Here is a 16,188-nt window from a genome sequence, read left to right as displayed (position 1 = left end):
TTTCAACCGGCGACCCGCCAGAGCGTTCCCTGCGGGCCGTCCTCGATCAGAATACCGCGCCCGGCAAGCTCGTCGCGGATACGGTCGGCTTCCTTGAAATCCCGCCCCTTGCGCGCCGCCGCCCGGGCCGCGATCAGGGCCTCGATCTCTTCCGCATCGATATGGGGTGTGACCCCGGCTCCTGCAAACCAGCTTTCCGGGTCGGCTTGCAGAAGGCCGACGAGATAGCCCGCATTCTGGAGCGCCGCCTTGAGCCGCGCCCGCTCCGCCGGCTCGGTCGCCACATGCGCCTGCCGGGCGAGATCGAAGAGAACGGCGAGCGCCTTGGGCGTGTTGAGATCGTCGGTCAGCGCCTCCATGAAGGCGTCGGGCACGGTGTCGTTTGCGTCCGCCTCCACATCGGAAAGCGCACGCAAGGCGCCATAGAGCCGGTCGAGCATGCGCCGCGCCTGGGCGAGCCCGTCCGCCGTCCAGTCGAGCGGCTGACGGTAATGGCCATTGAGGAGCGCAAGCCGGATCGCCTCGCCCGGCGCCTGGGCGATGAGATCGTGCACCAGCAGCACATTGCCGAGCGACTTCGACATCTTTTCCTTTTCGATGTTGACGAAGCCGTTATGCAGCCAGAAGCGCGCCAGCGGCGCATGGTCATGCGCGCAGTTCGACTGGGCGATCTCGTTCTCGTGATGCGGGAACTGAAGGTCGATGCCGCCGCCGTGAATGTCGATCGTCCGCCCGAGATGCTTTTCGATCATGGCCGAGCATTCGATATGCCAGCCGGGGCGGCCGCGGCCCCAGGGACTGTCCCAGCCGGGCTGGTCCGGCGTCGAGGGCTTCCAGAGCACGAAGTCGGCCGGGTCCTTCTTGTAGGGCGCGACCTCGACCCGCGCGCCTGCGATCATGTCGTCGCGGTTGCGGCCCGACAGGCGGCCGTACTCGGCATAGCTCGGCACGTTGAAGAGCACATGGCCATCCGCCTCATAGGCGTGGCCGCTGGCGATGAGCCGCTCCATCATCGCGATCATGCCGGCGATGGTTTCGGTCGCCTTGGGCTCGATGTCGGGCGGCAGCACGCCGAGCGTGCCCATGTCCTCGCGATAGATCCGCGCATATTTCTCCGTGATCGCGGCGATCTCGACGCCCTGCTCCTTCGCGGCGGCGATGATCTTGTCCTCGATGTCGGTGATGTTGCGCGCGTAGACGACATTCGGGTAGAGGCGGCGAAGAAGCCGCGCCAGCACGTCGAAGACAACCGCCGGGCGCGCATTGCCGATATGGGCGTAGCTGTAGACCGTCGGACCGCAGACATACATCGTCACCCGCGCCGGATCGGCGGGCTCGAACACCTCCTTGCGGCGGGTGAGCGAATTATGGAGCGTCAGTCGCGGGGACGTCGTCATCGGTGGCCTGATCTCAAGAGCTTGCGTGGAGTCCTGGCCCGGACCCCGGTCGCCGGAGGTCTTCAGGCCGTGAAAGTCGAATCTCGTGTGCTTCGACAGGTCATAAACCGATCTCCCGGGCGCCGGAATGGCGAATATGGCCGCTGGGACGCCCAGCCATTGTTAATCAACCCGATCGGGAGCGGCAAGGCCTGGAAATCCAGCCATTCCGCGCCCGGCGCGGCTGTCCGCAGGCCACTTTAACCCTGAATAGTTTGCGATTTCTATTGGATCGACCGGCCTTGATAGCGGGTTTTCGCAAGGCTATATGCATGCTTCAGACGATGTCACATCAAAATGAGCATGGCATAAACCCCCCGTGCTTGATGGGCAAAACGGGCCGGCGCCGAATGGTACCGGCTTCGTTGACTTGAACCGGCGGCATCCGCCCTCCACATCGGCGAGGACGTGCCGGCGGGAAACCCCGGGGAGCATGACCGGAAGGCCCGTGACCGACCGGGACATCATGCTCTCGATTCAACAGCCAGAGTGCGCCCCTGCCGCAAAGTAGCCCATGCTTGGCGGATCGCGCTCCAGAGATGGTCAAATGGACATGAATGCTGCAGTTGACGGCTTGCGCTCAACCTTGGACGGCACCACCCGCCCCTCGCCCCTGAAGAAGCCCAGCCGCGAGGAAGCGGAAGCCGCCGTGCGCACGCTGATCGCCTGGGCGGGCGACGATCCGAGCCGCGAGGGCCTGCTGGACACGCCCGGCCGCGTCGTCCGCGCCTATGAGGAATTCTTCGAGGGCTACAAGGAAGACCCCTACAAGGAACTGACGCGCACCTTCGAGGAAGTCGAAGGCTATAACGACATGGTCATGCTCCGGGACATCGCCATCGAGTCCCATTGCGAGCACCACATGGTCGCCATTCTCGGCAAGGCGCATATCGCCTATGTCCCGACCTCCAAAGTCGTCGGCATCTCCAAGCTCGCGCGTGTGATCGAGATTTTCTCCAAGCGCCTTCAGACGCAGGAGACGATGACGGCGCAGATCGTCGACACCATCAACCGCGCGCTCGAGCCGGCCGGCGTCGCCATCCTCATCGAGGCCAAGCACCAGTGTATGACCACGCGCGGCGTGAAGAAGCCCGACGTGGCGACCATCACGAGCCAGTTCACCGGCGTCTTCCGCGACGATCCGCGCCTCGAAGCCCGCTTCATGCAGATGATTCGCGGCTATTGATCGCGCTTCGCCCGCGTCCCGTTCCCCGACTGCAAGTTGATGGCCCGCTTCATGCGGGCCATTTGCATCTTTGCTATACAATGCATGAAGCACGTGGATGGCCCGGACGAACCGGGCCGTGAGGCATTCGAGGTTTGGCGCATCATGAGCTCTTCCCTTTTCGGCCCGCGCGGCAGCGAAAACGAGATCGAGAACGGAACCGTCTTCACGCCGAAATTCGATGCGGACGGCCTCATCCCGGTCATCACGAGCGACGCCGCCACGAACGAAGTGCTGATGTTCGCCTGGATGAACGCGGATGCGCTGGAGCGCACGCTGCGCACCGGCGAGGCCTGGTACTGGAGCCGTTCACGCAAATCTCTGTGGCGCAAGGGCGAAACGAGCGGCCAGACGCAGAAGGTCGTCGCCATGCGGGTCGATTGCGATCAGGACGCGCTGCTCATCGGCGTCGAGGTGGGCGGCGATGGCGGCGCCTGCCATGTCGGCTACCGCTCCTGCTTCTACCGCTCGGTCGAACTGGCGCCCGGCGGCGCCGAGGTCCGGCTCCGCACGATCGAGAGCAAGATCGCCGACCGGAAGCCCGGCTGACCCTGCCTCGCCCCGCCTCTTTTCCGCCCGAACGGCATCGACATCCTCCGGCCACGCCGAAGTCGCCCCTTTTCAAGCGGCGCGGCAAAGGCGCATGATGCCCCAACGGGGGGTTCTACTGACGAAGCATCTGGAATGACCCGTCCGAAAATCGGCATTGCACTTGGAAGCGGCGTCGCCCGGGGCTGGGCGCATATCGGCGTACTGAAGACGCTCTCCCGCGCCGGCATCGAACCCGACATCATTTCCGGCACCTCGATCGGCTCGCTCGTCGGCGGCTGCCATATCGCCGGCAAGCTCGATCCGCTCGAAGACTTCGCCCGCTCGCTGACGCGGCGCAGGCTCATCGGCCTCATCGACTTCCGCTTCCGCTCCTCCGGCCTCATAGGCGATGCGAAGCTCGAAGCGATCATGCTCAAACATCTGGGAGGGCTCAGGATCGAGCACCTCGACCGCATCTTCGTGGCCGTGGCGACCGAACTTGCGACCGGCCATGAGCTGTGGCTGCGCGAGGGCAGTCTCGTACAGGCGATCCGCGCCTCCTACGCGCTGCCCGGCGTCTTCACACCCGTGCCGGTCGACAAGCGCTGGCTCATCGACGGCGCCATCGTGAACCCGGTGCCGGTTTCCGTCGCTCGCGCGCTCGGCGCCCGTCTCGTCATCGCGGTGAACCTCAACACCGATCCCTTCGATCCCGCGACGCGGCGGCACTGGGAAGGCGGCCATACCCCGCTTTATGTGAGCCCCATGCCGCCATTGCCGGAGGAATACGACCTCACCGAAGAGATCGACGAACTCGTTGCCGAGGAAGCCGAGGTCGAGGCGGCGATGGCGCCGGGCGAACCGGGCGCCGACAGCCCGCTCATGCTCGGGATCCGCACCACTCTGAGCCGCCTGCGCGGCAAGGGCAGAAGCGCGGAGCGCGAAATCGTCAAACGCGCCATGGGCACGCGGCAGCGCGGGCCGGGCTTTGCGAGCGTTCTCCTCGCCTCGCTCAATATCGTGCAGGACCGCCTCGCCCGCGCGCGCCTCGCCAGCGATCCGCCCGACATCGTCATTGCGCCGAAGATCGGCCACCTGACCCTGCTCGAGTTCGATCGCGCGGACGAACTCATCCGTCTCGGCGAGGAAGCGGCGGAGGAAGCCCTTCCGCAGATCAGGGAAATGTGCGAGCTGCTGCGCTAGCGGACTTCGCTTGCCAGCGTCCGCGCGATGCCGACAAAGCGGCTCAATGTCGGCGAGGGGTTGTCGCGGCGCCAGACGAGGCCCGTTTCGATGCTGGGCGGCTCGCCTTCAAGCGCGACATAGCGCACTCCAGCGCGGCCGAGATTTTCGAGCGAACGTGGAACGAGCGCGATGCCCATGCCCGCCGAGACGAGGCTGATGATGGTCTGCATCTGGATCGCCTCCTGGCCGATGCGCGGCTCCGCGCCACTCACCGCATAATAGCCGGTGATGAGGTCGTGAAAGGCGGGCGCCGTGCGGCGCGGGAAGATGATGAGCGGCTCGGCTTCGAGATCGGCGAGCCTCACCTTTCCCTTCGCGCATTCGACCCGCCCTTCCCTCGCCCAGGCTTCCGGCATCGCCGCGACGAGGGGCTCGCGCAGCAATGCGAAATAATCGAGCGAAGGATGAAGCGTTGCCTGTGGAGGCGGAATGATGAAGCCAGCGTCGATCTCGCCATCGAGCAGCGCTTCGATCTGAAGATCGCTCGTCGCCTCGAGAAGCGTCACCTGAACGGCGGGATAAGCGGCGGTGAAGCCGCTGACGAGCGGCGGCAGAACGCTGTAATCGGCGGTGCTCACAAAGGCGAGCTTGAGGAGCCCCGCCTCTCCGCGCGCGAGCTGACGCGCGACCTCGGGCAGCGCGGCCGCGTCATCGAGCAGCTTTCGCACATGCGGCAGCCATTGGGCGCCGGCAGGCGTCAGCGCGACCATCCGCTTCGTCCGCACAAACAGGCTGACGCCAAGCTCACGTTCAAGTGCGAGAATGGACTGGCTGAGCGGCGGCTGCGTCATGCCGAGCCGCTCGGCGGCGCGGCCGAAATGCAGCTCCTCCGCGACCGTCACGAAATAGCGAAGCTGCCGGAGATCCATCACAGGCCCCGTGATACGAAAAACGTCTTAATATCAGGAGAATAATATATTTCTTTCTTGTTTGAAAACGATCTAAGCATGACTGACCGACGCCGCCACGTCTGACCGGGAGGAAACGCCCATGTCCGCCAATGAAAGATCGAAGCACATCACGCAAGGCATCGCCCGCTCGCCCAACCGGGCGATGTTCTACGCCCTGGGCTACGAAAAGGCCGATTTCGACAAGCCGATGATCGGCATTGCGAACGGCCACTCGACCATCACCCCCTGCAATGCCGGGCTTCAGCCGCTGGCCGATGCGGCGGCCGCCGCCATCAAGGCAGCGGGCGGAAACCCGCAGATGTTCGGTACGCCGACGATTTCCGACGGCATGGCGATGGGCACCGAGGGCATGAAATACTCCCTCATCTCCCGCGAGGTCATCGCCGACTGCATCGAGACATGCGTGCAGGGCCAATGGATGGACGGCGTCCTCGTCATTGGCGGCTGCGACAAGAACATGCCGGGCGGCATGATCGCGCTCGCACGCACCAACGTCCCCGGCATCTATGTCTATGGCGGCACGATCAAGCCGGGAAAATGGAAAGGTGAAGACCTCTCCATCGTTTCGGCCTTCGAGGCGGTCGGCTCCTACATGGCCGGCAAGATGAGCGAGGAGGATTTCGAGGGCATCGAGTGCAATGCCTGCCCGACCACGGGTTCCTGCGGCGGCATGTACACGGCGAACACGATGAGTTCCTCCTTCGAGGCGCTCGGCATGTCGCTCCTCTACTCATCGACCATGGCGAACCCCGATGGGGAAAAGATCGACAGCACGGCGGAATCCGCGCGCGTCCTCGTCGAAGCCGTCCGCAAGAACATCCGGCCGCGCGACATCATCACGCGCCGTTCGATCGAGAATGCCGTCGCGCTGATGATGGCGACGGGCGGCTCCACCAATGGCGTCCTGCATTATCTCGCCATTGCCCATGCGGCCGAGGTCGAATGGACGCTCGACGACTTCGAGCGCATCCGCCGCAAGGTGCCCGTCATCTGCGATCTGAAGCCTTCGGGCCATTATATGGCCGTTGATCTTCACAGGGTCGGCGGCGTGCCGCAGGTTCTCAAGCTCCTGCTCAATGCCGGGCTCATCCATGGCGATTGCCTCACCATCACCGGCCGGACGCTGGGCGAGGAACTGGCCGACATACCGGACAGCCCCGCAGCCGGGCAGACGGTCATCCGCCCGCTCGAAAAGGCGCTCTATGACGAAGGCCATCTCGCCATTCTGAAGGGCAATCTCGCGCCCGATGGTGCCGTCGCGAAGATCAGCGGGCTGAAAAACCCGGTCATTCAGGGACCGGCCCGCGTTTTCGACGACGAGGCGTCGGCGATGGACGCGATCCTGTCGGACAAGATCAAGCCGGGCGATGTTCTGGTGTTGCGCTATCTCGGCCCGCGCGGCGGCCCCGGCATGCCGGAAATGCTCGCGCCCACCTCCGCCATTGTCGGCCGCGGCCTCGGCGAGAGCGTCGGCTTCATCACCGACGGGCGCTTCTCCGGTGGAACATGGGGCATGGTCGTCGGCCATGTGACACCCGAAGCCTATGAGGGCGGCACCATCGCTCTTGTGAAGGAAGGCGATCTCATCACCATCGACGCCCACCGGCTGCTTCTGCAACTCGATGTCGACGAGGCCGAGATCGAAGCGCGGCGCAAGGCATGGCGCCAGCCACCGCCCCGCTATACGCGTGGAGTGCTCGGCAAGTTCGCCCAGCTTGCAAGGCCCGCAAGCGAAGGCGCAGTGACAGGGTAAATCGACGAACGGCGCGGACCGGCGTGAAGATCACACCGGTCCGCTCATCGTTTGGAGCCTAGCTGCTCGCGATGTAGAGGCGCATCGCCTCCGTTTCCATCACGGTTTCCGCGATGCGGTGCTTCACCACGTCGCCGATCGAAACGATCCCGACCAGTTCGCCCTTGTGAACGACCGGCAGATGGCGAAACCGGCCATTCGTCATGATGTCCATCAGCTCATCGGCTGAATCGTTGAGATCGCAGGTGGTGACGCGCGACGTCATGAAATCGCGCACCGGACGGTCGAGCGCCTCGGCGCCGGAAGCCGCGACCGCCTTGACGATATCGCGCTCCGACAGAATGCCGAGCACCTGCTGTCCATGGAGCACCACGACGGCGCCGATACGGCGGCTGGTCAGCAATCGCGCGGTTTCGCCAAGCGTCATGACCGGCGTGGCCGTCACGACATCGGAACCCTTGGCCTTCAGGATAGAGGCAACATTCATGGCTTCTCCTCCGTTACCGGGCTTGAGACCATGATGCGGCATTCAGTCGCACGGAGCAAGCATCACGATTCGCAAGACTGCTTGCGCCGCGAGAACGATTTTCGACGCTTCCCCACCGGGAAGCACCTGATCCCCGGCATCAAACAGGCGATAAGCTCTGCAACGGACCGAAACGGCATCAACGATTCGACGGCAGGCAAATGTGGCAACGCGCCTATCTCCAGCGGCTGAAACATGATCTCGAACACTGGATCGAGCGCGGCTGGGTGACGCCCCAGAACGCCGAGGCCATTCTGGCGTCGGCGGGCGGAGAAGCGGCCACGCGCCGCATTCCCCAGTTGCTCGCCCTTCTCGGCGCGGTGCTGATCGGCTTTGCCGCCATGAGCTTCGTCGCCGCGAACTGGAGCGAGATGTCCAAGCTCGCCAAGCTCGTCATTCTCGTCGGCGCGATGTGGGCAGCCTATGGCGCGGCCTTCGTGCTGGCGCGGCGCGACCACCCGGCCTTTGCGCAAGCCGCGGTCCTCGGCGGGCTCGCGCTTTTCGGCGCGAACATCGCCCTCATCGCGCAGATCTACCATGTCAGCTCGGACGATCCCGGCTGGCTGCTCGTCTGGTGCCTCGTCGCGCTCGCCAGCGCCTGGGCGCTGCCATCGCGGCCAGCGCTGGCGCTTTCGTTGTTGCTCGCGATCTTCTGGTCCGCATGGATCGCGCCGCAGCCGGGCGCCGCGCATTGGGGCTTCTTCCTGCCCTGGGCGGCCGCGCTCGCGCTCACCATCCGGCTGAGCTGGCTCTCCGGCTTTCACCTCGCCATCCTGACCGCCTATGTCTGGGCGATCCTCAATGCCGAGGCGCTGGCAACGGCGCTCGACTGCGGGCGGGGAGAAATCGCTGCGATCTACATCCTCATCAGCATCGTGCTCTGGCTCGCGGGCCTTCGCATATCGCAAACCTCGTCGCGTTTCGGCGGCGCCATGGAAGCCTATGGCATCGCCGCCTCCTTCGCGCTCCTCTGGGTGCTGCAGGCGATGCCGCCCGAAAGCAAGGGCGGCGCTCTGTGGCTCCTGCCCGCAGCGCTCGCAATGGCTGGCGCCGCAACGCTCGGCCGGGGCGACATCCGAAGCGGGCGTCTCGCCCAGCGGGATGCAGGCGGCATAAGCCTCATCGCGCTCGGCGCGCTGCTCTATCCGCCGCTCGCCCATTTCGTGCCGGGGCTGGTGCCCTGGGCCTATGCCGCGCTCTTCCTCGCGCTCTCGGCCTGGCTCCTCGCCTATGGCTCGAACCGAAGGAACAGGCTCGCGCTCAATGCCGGTTTCGCGGCCTTCGCCGTCGAGGTCCTTTATCTCTATTTCGAGACGCTGGGCTCGCTGCTCGGCACGGCCGCCTTCTTCGCGCTTGGCGGCATCATCCTGATCGCAGGCAGCCTCCTCCTCGCGCGGGTACGAAGGAAGCTCGTCGGAGCCGCCGGAGAAGGAGCGCAGAAATGATCGCACGGTTCGGCCGCTTCGGCGCGGCCCTCATCATCCTCGTCCTGCTCCAAACGATCATCATCGGCTGGATCGTCGCCGACCGCATGGCGCTTCTGCGCTCGCCGGATACGGTGACGCTCAAGACGGAGCCGGTCGATCCGCGCGACCTCTTCCGGGGCGACTATGTGACGCTCGCCTATGGCCTTTCGCGACTCTCGCTTGAAAGCCTGACCGGCGACAAATCGTTCAGCGACGGCGACAGGGTTTATGTGGCGCTGGTGCCGGAAGGCGCGGACTGGCGGGCGGCCGGCGTCTGGCGCGACTATCCGAAGAATGCGGGCGACAGCAAGATCATCCGTGGCCGGATCACCAGCGTCGCGCGAAACGTGCCGCGCGTGCGCGCCCTTCCACGCTCGAAAAACGTCGAGGAAGTCCCCTGCGAAGAATGCGTCATGCTGACCGTCACCTATGGCATCGAAAGCTATTTCGTGCCGGAGGGGCAAGGCCGCAAACTCGAAAACGCCCGCAACGCGCAGGCGCTTTCGGTCGATGTCGCCCTCGCCCGCAATGGCGAGGCGGCGATCAAGGGCCTGCGGCTCGACGGCGAACTCCTTTATGAAGAGCCGCTGCTCTGAAGTCAGGAAGCCGCGCGGAAGGCGCGATACCAGCCGCCCGTGAGCACATAGCGGGGGAAAGTGACCCACTGCTCCAGCAGGATGCGGAGCAGTATGTCGGCAGGGCCCCGGAAGGGATCTGGCGGCACCGCTTCGAGCCTGTGCCCTCGCCCCTGCAACGCCAGCGACAGAACCATGGCGGCGATGCCGAGACCCGCAAGCGGCAGCGATGCGGAAGCCGCCCCGCCGATCGCCACCAGCGAGCCGGCCATGAAGACGGGCACCGCGACGATATGGATGAATAGATTGCGGCGCGCCGCATGGCCCTTCGCATAGACGGACCACTGCCGCTTCAGTGTTTCGGAGACGGACATGGTGTGCCTCAGGCTGCGTTGCGCCAGTTGCCGTGAAAACCGAAAGGCACGCGCGCCGGCAATTCCACGCGGGCAAGCGGCCCCTTCGCGATGTCGCCCGTGTCGAGCACGACGAAATCGCTGAGATTGCGCGCCTCGTCATAGACGAGCGTGACGAGCCATCCATCGCCCTCCGGCGCGGCGGCGGAGCGCGGCACGAAAACGGGCTCCATCACATATTTTCCGGCACCGGGCTCCCATTCGCGCCGCCGCCCGATGGCGAGGTCGATATGGACGAGCGTGTCGAAGGGCTTGCCCGGCGCGGGCGGACGGCGATTGCCAGCATAGAATCCATGGCGATAGGAAAGCCCGGCGAAGCGCTCGTCGAGCCGGGGAAACTCGCCGCCCATATCGGTCAGCGGCTCCTCCCTGTAGCTGTTGGAGTTGCCGTCGAGATCGAAGGTCCAGCGCACGAGCATGGATGGCGCATCGGCAAGCGTGAGATCGGCCTTGCTGCCATCGGCATCCGGAAAGAGCGGTACACGGATATATTTCATAACATCGGCGATGACGCGCGTCTTGCCGCCTTCGCGCTGCGTATAGGCGTTCATCGGGTGATAGACATAGCAGGGATCGCCCTCGAACCAGCGGATCGTATCGACGCTCGCATCGCGCGCCATGATGCCGATGCGCGTGCCGGCGGAAGGATCCCAGGCAATCACGGGGCCGCCCTTCATGATCCGCTCGACATCGATCGTCGCCGGAAAGATCGGGAAGATCACATGCTCGTCCGTGGTGATGAAGTCATGCACCATCGAGGCATAAGGCGCCTTGAACATTTCGGAGCGCGCAAGACGGCCCGAAGCATCGACCACCTGATAGGAAATGTCGGGCGAGCCGGGCCCCGCCGCCATATAGCCGAAGAACAGCATCTCGCCCGTCCTGGGGTCGATCTTCGGATGCGCCGTCATCGGGCCCTGATACTTGCCCTCGAAGGTCCATGTGCCCCGGGTTTCGAGCGTGTCGCCATCCATGGCGACGGGCGAGTTGCCCTCGTCCAGCGCCAGAAGCTTGCCGCCATGCCAGACGATGTTGGTGTTGGCGACATTGTTGCGGATGCCCTCTCCGCCCGGCGCCGCCCCCTCGCCGAAGCCGGTGCCGAGAAGCCTGCGGCCCGCTTTCCGCTGGGCGACATACTGCTCCGTCCGCACCCAGCGATTGCGATAGCTCGCCCTGCCGTCCTCGACATGGATCGCATGGACCATGCCCTCGCCCAGAAACCAGTGATGCTGGCTGCCGAGCGGCGGAAACATGGGGTTCGGACCGTTTCGGTAGAGCGTGCCGTTGAGCCCCGCCGGAAGCTCGCCTTCGACGACCACCAGGTCCGGCGCCTCGCACTCCGCCATGACGGGGGCAAAATTGCCGCGTAGAAGCGGATTGTCCGGAAAGGGCTTCGACATGGGTGACTCCCTTCATAACGATGATATAACATTGTTATAGGTAACCATTGAGCTACAGGTCAAGCCCGGCTATCAGAGAGGACGGAGATCTTGAGACGATGAGCATGGACGAGCGGGCTGACATTGCGGCCGACAGGCGCCGCCTCGCGCAGAGGGCGGCATTGCTCGATGCCGCGAGCGAAATGCTGATGCGCGGCGGGCCGGACGCGATTTCGCTGCGCAAGCTCGCGGCGAAGGTCGGCACCTCGACCATGGCGGTCTATACGGCCTTCGGCGGCAAGGAGGGGCTCATCAACGCCCTGTTCGACGAAGCCTTCGACCGGCTCGCCGAGGCGCAGCGCGCCGTGCCGAAGGCGCCCGAGCCGCTCATCTGGCTCCAGGGGCTCGCGCGCGCCTATCGCAGCTTCGCCCTTGAAAACCCGTCCTATTACGCGCTGATGATCAGCGTCACCATGCCGGTGAGCGAGAGCCTGCGCCACGAGGAGCCCTCCTGCACGACGCCGCCCGCGCGCGGCATCGCGCAGCAGCGCGGCTATCAGATGCTCTTCGACGCGGTGAAGGCTTGCGTCGCGGAGGGAAGCCTGCCCTCCGATGTCGCGCCCGCCATCATGGCCGATGCCTTGTGGGCGACCGTTCATGGCCTGTGCAGCCTCGAGCTTGCCGGCTTTCACGCCAGCGCAGAAGCGGCCGAGACGCGCTTCTCGCTTACCTGCGGGGCCGTCCTCAAGGGACTGCTGACGCCGAAGGGGCTGGCGAAACTCGAAGCACTGGCCGCCCGGTCGCTCAAGCCGGAGAATTGACCGACGGGAACTTGCCCAGCGGAAACGGCTTTTCCTCGCGCGCGAAGACGACGAAGGCAAGGCATTCCCAGATGTACTGAACGAGGTTGCGGCTGAAGAGGCGCAAATCCTCGTTCTTCTCCTTGGTCACGAGGAGCACCACGAGCTGAACGAGCCCGAGGAAAATGGCCAGGGAGAACGCGACATTGGCGAGGAAGCCGAACACGATCATGTAGACGAAACGCAGCCAGATCGGCTCCTGCTCGGTTACGCTCGAAGAGGCGGATGTATCGCTCATCGCTCATTTCCTCCACGGATGAAGCCCGACAAAGGGGCTTCGGATCATGTGGCCCTGCCCGGACGAGATTCAATAAGGCAAGTCAGAGCCGATTGCGCCCGCTCCATTCGCCATAGCCGACATTGCCGGGGCCGCCGGACGGCGACATGCGGTAGGGATCGAAAAAGCCGAAAAACAGAAGCCCGGCGAGGAAGCCGCCGAGATGCGCTTCCCAGGCGATGTTCATCTGCTCGCCGGTGACGGTGAGCCCCGTTGGCCCGAAGAGGAAATTGAGGCCGATCCAGACGCCGACGAAAATGAGCACGCGGCGGTCGGTGAGCGCATGAAGAATGCTCGCCTTGGCGCGGGGCGCTGCTCCCTGGCCTCCCATGCCGCCAAGCCCGCCCAGCGCCCCGTCGGCCAGAAAGACGAAGCGCGCCGCGCCGCCCATGAGGCCCGAGATCGCGGCCGAGGCGCCGACCACAGGCACAAGCGAGCCGGGATTGAGATAGACCTGCAACAGCGCGCCCGCGATGCCGCAGAAGAAATAGAAGAGCAGAAACCGGACCGTGCCGATGCGCCTTGCGACCGGACTGCCGAAGGCGAGAAGCCAGACACTGTTGACGATCACATGGGTCCAGCTTCCATGCAGGAAGGTGTAGCTGAAGAGCGACCATAGATCGCCCGCTGCGCCGCCCGGAAAGATGAGATCGGGATGGGCCGGGACGCCGGTGAAGCGGCCGGGAAAAAGCGCGAAGAGGACGAGTATCTCCGACTGCTGATCGTCCGTCAGATGGCTGAAGACGGCATATGCGCCGAGCATGGCAACGACGAGCGCAAGCACCACCCCAGGCACGTTGAAGGCGCGCGGCTCCCTGCGGCGCGGCCTCGTCTCGTCGATGTCAACCATGCGCGGCCGCCATGAGCGCCGCCTCGACGAGCGGCAACCTGTCATTGCCGAAATACATGTCGGTCTTGTTGACGAACATGGTCGGAGAACCGAAGCCACCCCGCGCGACCACTTCCTCCGTGTTGGCGCGCAGACGCGCCTTCACATCGTCCGACTTCATGCGCTCGGCGACCATTTTCCAGTCGAGCCCGGCCACGCCGCAGATTTCGGCAAGCACCTCCGGCTGCGAGATGTCCCTGAGTTCGCCCCAATAGGCACGGAACGTCGCCCAGGCGAAGGGCACGAGCTTGCCCTCGTCGAGCGCGACGATCGCGGCCCGCATCGCATCGACCGCGCGAACGGGAAAGACGGGCGGCTGCCCGATCTCGACACCGCAATAGCGCGCCCAGTCGCGCAGATCCTTGACGTAATAGCGGCTCTTCACCGGATGCGGGTTCGCGCGCTGCTCATAGACGCTTTCATTGACGGCATTGAACACGCCGCCGACCAGGATCGGCCGCCAGTCGATCACGGCGCCCGTCCGCTCGGCCAGCGCCTCGATGCGGCTGAAGGCGAGATAGGTCCAGGGGCTCGAGCAATCGAAGAAGAATTCGAGTGTGGGTCTGATCGCAGCCAAGAGTGTGCCTTTCCAGTCGGGGTCGATTGCCTTTGGCAGTTGTGGCGAGTGTCGCTCGCGCCATGGAACTCCGCAACCCGGCGGCGCGACGCTTGCGCGACCGCGTGCCAGCGGCGCACAGCCTTAACATTTTCCTGCCGCGCGTGTCGAAAGAGGACAGTCGCGGGACGGCCGAATGGCTTGGGCGAGGACGCGACGCCGCAAGACTGCCGCCGGGCAGCGGGCAGAAATGGCGGAAGTCCGCCACACACGACGCATGACCATGGTGGCACAGCGGTTGCAATCCATGGCTCGACTTCGGCCGCGCCCCGAAAACGGCATCCACAAGAAACGACCGTCGGGCGCGACCGGAACCGGCAACCAGGAGACCGATCGTGCTTGCAACCGGACTGTCGAAATTGGCTGAACAGGGACTGCCCAAGCGGACGCTTGGCGCCCTTTCGATCGCCTTCGCGCTCACGGGTTGCATCAGCCCCAGTGCAGGTTCGAACGGCCAGTACACCTCTCCCATCGGCGATGCGCCGGTCATCAACAACGAGACGCCCTATTCGACCGCGCTGCGCTGCCTCGCCACGCACATCCCGGCGAACCAGCAGGCGATCCGCATCGCCGTCGGCAATATCCGCGACTATACGGGCAAGGAAGAAGCGGACGGTTCCGGCCGCAAGCTCACGCAAGGAGCTTCGCTCATGGCCATGTCGGCACTCGGCAAGGCCGGCGTGCCGCTCGTGGAGCGCTATGACACCTCGGTGACGGAACTCGAACTCAAATACACGAACAACAAGCTCATCGGAGATGCCGACGAGAACGACTATCGCAAGATATTCGCGGGCGAAATCCGAGGCAGCAATTACTACCTCGTCGGCGGCATCACCGAACTCAACTTCAACATCCGCTCGGGCGGCGTGTCGGGCTCGGTCGCGAGCACCTCGGACACGGGCTGGGGCGCGGATGCCGGCGGCAAGATCTATGTGATGAATATCGGGCTCGATCTCCGGCTCGTGAACAGCCGCACGCTGGAGGTGGTGGACTTCGTCTCCTACCAGAAGCAGATCGTCGGCCATGAAGTGAGCGCGGGCGTCTTCGACTTCCTCGGCGGCAAGCTCTTCCAGATCGGCGCGGGCGAAAGCGCAATGGAGCCGATCCAGCTCGCCGTGCGCTCCGTCATCGAACGCGCGGTGCTGAAGATGCTGGTGCCGCTCTATCAGGTCAATCCGTCGGACTGCGCGCGCTTCGGCGACAAGGGCGACCCGATGGGCGCGATCGACTATCGCCAGACGAACCCCGGCGCCGCCGAGCGCCCCTCCCCCGTGCGCGAGCGCGAAGCGGAACGCACAGGCCCGGCCGCGACCGAGCAGAGGAGCGTGCAGCGCGCTGCGAGCGATCCTTACGCCTATTACAGCGAGATCGACAATTCCGGTCTTCGCGGTCAGGTGAACTGACGCACGGGCAAGTGTCCTGAAATTTCTCCGGCGGCGTCGCAACCAGATCGTCGGAGATGAGAAGCTCAGGTTGCCGGCGGCCGAACCTTTCGGCCGCACCTTGAGAGCCCGCGGCCGGGCTTTGTATCGGCCGCAACCGAAGCCGCAAACGGGGGCACCGTCCGCGGCTTCGGCAACGAGTTGACTTCGGGGGGAGGGTTCGCCCTCCCCTCACTTTTCGCGTTTTGCGTCTTGCCCTACCCCTCGGCAAACATGAGCAGCAACGCTCCGGCGACGATGAGCGCGACCGCCGCGGCCTTGACCGCGTTCATCTCCTCACCGAAAACGACGATGCCGACAATGACCGTGCCGACAATGCCGACGCCGGTCCAGACCGGATAGGCGGTGCCGAGCGGCAGCGACTTCGTGGCAAGCGAAAGAAGCCACGTCGTCAGCACCATGACGGCGACATTGAGAACGGCGATGCCGGGCCGTGTGAAGCCCTCGCTCGCCTTCAGCGTATAGGTCCAGATGATTTCGCTCACCGAGGCGGCCATGAGAATGGTCCAGGCCATATCGCATACTCCATGTTGCAATATGGCGAAGCCGTCTCCGCCGATCGTTTCGGCGCGGTTGCCATGCGGAAGCCACGCCGCCGGGTCGTCCCGGTATGCAAGCTCACATAGGTCATAAGATGGCGGCAA

General features: G+C 64.8%; 17 protein-coding genes. 8 read left to right on the top strand and 9 right to left on the bottom strand.

What is annotated here, in order from left to right; all coding sequences use genetic code 11:
• Nucleotides 1-2: 2 nt before the first annotated feature.
• The gene (gene cysS / locus PKA57_RS06815; RefSeq protein WP_324298834.1) at nt 3-1,397 is read right to left on the bottom strand and encodes a cysteine--tRNA ligase; all 1,395 of its coding nucleotides are present in this window, start codon (nt 1,395-1,397) and stop codon (nt 3-5) included.
• A gap of 592 nt (nt 1,398-1,989) precedes the next feature.
• On the opposite strand from cysS, the gene folE reads away from it, so the two are divergent.
• From folE to PKA57_RS06800, 3 genes are all read left to right on the top strand, one after another.
• Nucleotides 1,990-2,622, top strand: coding sequence for a GTP cyclohydrolase I FolE (folE, locus tag PKA57_RS06810; protein WP_324298909.1), 633 nt, complete (start codon nt 1,990-1,992; stop codon nt 2,620-2,622).
• A 144-nt stretch (nt 2,623-2,766) separates the two neighbouring features.
• Nucleotides 2,767-3,210: a phosphoribosyl-AMP cyclohydrolase gene (gene hisI / locus PKA57_RS06805; RefSeq protein WP_324298832.1), complete on the top strand. Its 444-nt coding sequence runs from the start codon at nt 2,767-2,769 to the stop codon at nt 3,208-3,210.
• A 135-nt stretch (nt 3,211-3,345) separates the two neighbouring features.
• Entirely contained in the window at nt 3,346-4,395 is a 1,050-nt protein-coding gene (locus PKA57_RS06800; protein WP_324298830.1) for a patatin-like phospholipase family protein, read from the top strand.
• Here PKA57_RS06800 and PKA57_RS06795 read toward each other — a convergent pair.
• Nucleotides 4,392-5,306, bottom strand: a complete 915-nt coding sequence (locus PKA57_RS06795) for a LysR family transcriptional regulator (RefSeq protein WP_324298829.1) — start codon at nt 5,304-5,306, stop codon at nt 4,392-4,394. The two genes, PKA57_RS06800 and PKA57_RS06795, sit on opposite strands and share 4 nt — an antisense overlap.
• A gap of 121 nt (nt 5,307-5,427) precedes the next feature.
• Here PKA57_RS06795 and ilvD point away from each other — a divergent pair, with 121 nt between their 5' ends.
• A complete protein-coding gene (gene ilvD, locus PKA57_RS06790) occupies nt 5,428-7,101 on the top strand; it encodes a dihydroxy-acid dehydratase (protein ID WP_324298827.1) in 1,674 nt (557 codons plus the stop codon).
• 58 nt (nt 7,102-7,159) lie between these two features.
• On the opposite strand, the gene PKA57_RS06785 is transcribed toward ilvD, so the two are convergent.
• Nucleotides 7,160-7,588, bottom strand: a complete 429-nt coding sequence (locus PKA57_RS06785; RefSeq protein WP_324298825.1) for a CBS domain-containing protein — start codon at nt 7,586-7,588, stop codon at nt 7,160-7,162.
• A 200-nt stretch (nt 7,589-7,788) separates the two neighbouring features.
• Here PKA57_RS06785 and PKA57_RS06780 point away from each other — a divergent pair, with 200 nt between their 5' ends.
• On the top strand, nt 7,789-9,072 hold the full coding sequence (locus PKA57_RS06780) for a DUF2157 domain-containing protein (RefSeq protein ID WP_324298823.1): 1,284 nt from the start codon (nt 7,789-7,791) through the stop codon (nt 9,070-9,072).
• A complete protein-coding gene (locus tag PKA57_RS06775) occupies nt 9,069-9,689 on the top strand; it encodes a GDYXXLXY domain-containing protein (RefSeq protein ID WP_324298821.1) in 621 nt (206 codons plus the stop codon). The genes PKA57_RS06780 and PKA57_RS06775 overlap by 4 nt, the downstream gene beginning before the upstream one ends.
• Nucleotides 9,690-9,691: 2 nt before the next feature.
• Here PKA57_RS06775 and PKA57_RS06770 read toward each other — a convergent pair whose 3' ends face one another.
• Nucleotides 9,692-10,042, bottom strand: a complete 351-nt coding sequence (locus tag PKA57_RS06770) for a hypothetical protein (protein WP_324298820.1) — start codon at nt 10,040-10,042, stop codon at nt 9,692-9,694.
• Nucleotides 10,043-10,050: 8 nt separating this feature from the next.
• Nucleotides 10,051-11,481, bottom strand: a complete 1,431-nt coding sequence (locus PKA57_RS06765; RefSeq protein ID WP_324298818.1) for a carotenoid oxygenase family protein — start codon at nt 11,479-11,481, stop codon at nt 10,051-10,053.
• Nucleotides 11,482-11,579: 98 nt separating this feature from the next.
• On the opposite strand from PKA57_RS06765, the gene PKA57_RS06760 reads away from it, so the two are divergent.
• A complete protein-coding gene (locus PKA57_RS06760; protein WP_324298816.1) occupies nt 11,580-12,281 on the top strand; it encodes a TetR/AcrR family transcriptional regulator in 702 nt (233 codons plus the stop codon).
• On the opposite strand, the gene PKA57_RS06755 is transcribed toward PKA57_RS06760, so the two are convergent.
• From PKA57_RS06755 to PKA57_RS06745, 3 genes are all read right to left on the bottom strand, one after another.
• Nucleotides 12,265-12,558 (bottom strand): DUF4389 domain-containing protein, encoded by a 294-nt coding sequence (locus tag PKA57_RS06755; RefSeq protein ID WP_324298814.1) that lies wholly within the window; start codon nt 12,556-12,558, stop codon nt 12,265-12,267. The two genes, PKA57_RS06760 and PKA57_RS06755, sit on opposite strands and share 17 nt — an antisense overlap.
• 82 nt (nt 12,559-12,640) lie before the next feature.
• Entirely contained in the window at nt 12,641-13,447 is an 807-nt protein-coding gene (locus tag PKA57_RS06750; RefSeq protein ID WP_324298812.1) for a rhomboid family intramembrane serine protease, read from the bottom strand.
• Complete coding sequence (locus PKA57_RS06745; protein WP_324298810.1) at nt 13,440-14,063, bottom strand: 2-hydroxychromene-2-carboxylate isomerase; 624 nt, start codon at nt 14,061-14,063, stop codon at nt 13,440-13,442. Before PKA57_RS06745 ends, PKA57_RS06750 begins: the two co-directional genes overlap by 8 nt.
• Nucleotides 14,064-14,437: 374 nt before the next feature.
• Here PKA57_RS06745 and hfaB point away from each other — a divergent pair, with 374 nt between their 5' ends.
• Nucleotides 14,438-15,505, top strand: coding sequence for a holdfast anchoring protein HfaB (gene hfaB, locus PKA57_RS06740; RefSeq protein WP_324298808.1), 1,068 nt, complete (start codon nt 14,438-14,440; stop codon nt 15,503-15,505).
• Between the two features lie 236 nt (nt 15,506-15,741).
• Here the strand turns inward: hfaB and PKA57_RS06735 are convergent, their stop codons facing one another.
• The gene (locus tag PKA57_RS06735; RefSeq protein WP_324298807.1) at nt 15,742-16,059 is read right to left on the bottom strand and encodes an SMR family transporter; all 318 of its coding nucleotides are present in this window, start codon (nt 16,057-16,059) and stop codon (nt 15,742-15,744) included.
• Nucleotides 16,060-16,188 lie beyond the last annotated feature (129 nt).

It is taken from the genome of Parvibaculum sp., from assembly GCF_035325945.1.
GTDB lineage: Bacteria > Pseudomonadota > Alphaproteobacteria > Parvibaculales > Parvibaculaceae > Parvibaculum.
The sequence above is the reverse complement of the archived record's forward strand: the minus strand, read 5'-3'. Positions and strand labels throughout refer to the sequence as shown.

Excerpts from the sequence above, each read along its gene's own strand:
- cysS (WP_324298834.1), bottom strand. The coding sequence starts at position 1,397 with ATGACGACGTCCCCGCGACTGACGCTCCATAATTCGCTCACCCGCCGC.
- folE (WP_324298909.1), top strand. The coding sequence starts at position 1,990 with ATGAATGCTGCAGTTGACGGCTTGCGCTCAACCTTGGACGGCACCACC.
- hisI (WP_324298832.1), top strand. The coding sequence starts at position 2,767 with ATGAGCTCTTCCCTTTTCGGCCCGCGCGGCAGCGAAAACGAGATCGAG.
- PKA57_RS06800 (WP_324298830.1), top strand. The coding sequence starts at position 3,346 with ATGACCCGTCCGAAAATCGGCATTGCACTTGGAAGCGGCGTCGCCCGG.
- PKA57_RS06795 (WP_324298829.1), bottom strand. The coding sequence starts at position 5,306 with ATGGATCTCCGGCAGCTTCGCTATTTCGTGACGGTCGCGGAGGAGCTG.
- ilvD (WP_324298827.1), top strand. The coding sequence starts at position 5,428 with ATGTCCGCCAATGAAAGATCGAAGCACATCACGCAAGGCATCGCCCGC.
- PKA57_RS06785 (WP_324298825.1), bottom strand. The coding sequence starts at position 7,588 with ATGAATGTTGCCTCTATCCTGAAGGCCAAGGGTTCCGATGTCGTGACG.
- PKA57_RS06780 (WP_324298823.1), top strand. The coding sequence starts at position 7,789 with ATGTGGCAACGCGCCTATCTCCAGCGGCTGAAACATGATCTCGAACAC.
- PKA57_RS06775 (WP_324298821.1), top strand. The coding sequence starts at position 9,069 with ATGATCGCACGGTTCGGCCGCTTCGGCGCGGCCCTCATCATCCTCGTC.
- PKA57_RS06770 (WP_324298820.1), bottom strand. The coding sequence starts at position 10,042 with ATGTCCGTCTCCGAAACACTGAAGCGGCAGTGGTCCGTCTATGCGAAG.
- PKA57_RS06765 (WP_324298818.1), bottom strand. The coding sequence starts at position 11,481 with ATGTCGAAGCCCTTTCCGGACAATCCGCTTCTACGCGGCAATTTTGCC.
- PKA57_RS06760 (WP_324298816.1), top strand. The coding sequence starts at position 11,580 with ATGAGCATGGACGAGCGGGCTGACATTGCGGCCGACAGGCGCCGCCTC.
- PKA57_RS06755 (WP_324298814.1), bottom strand. The coding sequence starts at position 12,558 with ATGAGCGATACATCCGCCTCTTCGAGCGTAACCGAGCAGGAGCCGATC.
- PKA57_RS06750 (WP_324298812.1), bottom strand. The coding sequence starts at position 13,447 with ATGGTTGACATCGACGAGACGAGGCCGCGCCGCAGGGAGCCGCGCGCC.
- PKA57_RS06735 (WP_324298807.1), bottom strand. The coding sequence starts at position 16,059 with ATGGCCTGGACCATTCTCATGGCCGCCTCGGTGAGCGAAATCATCTGG.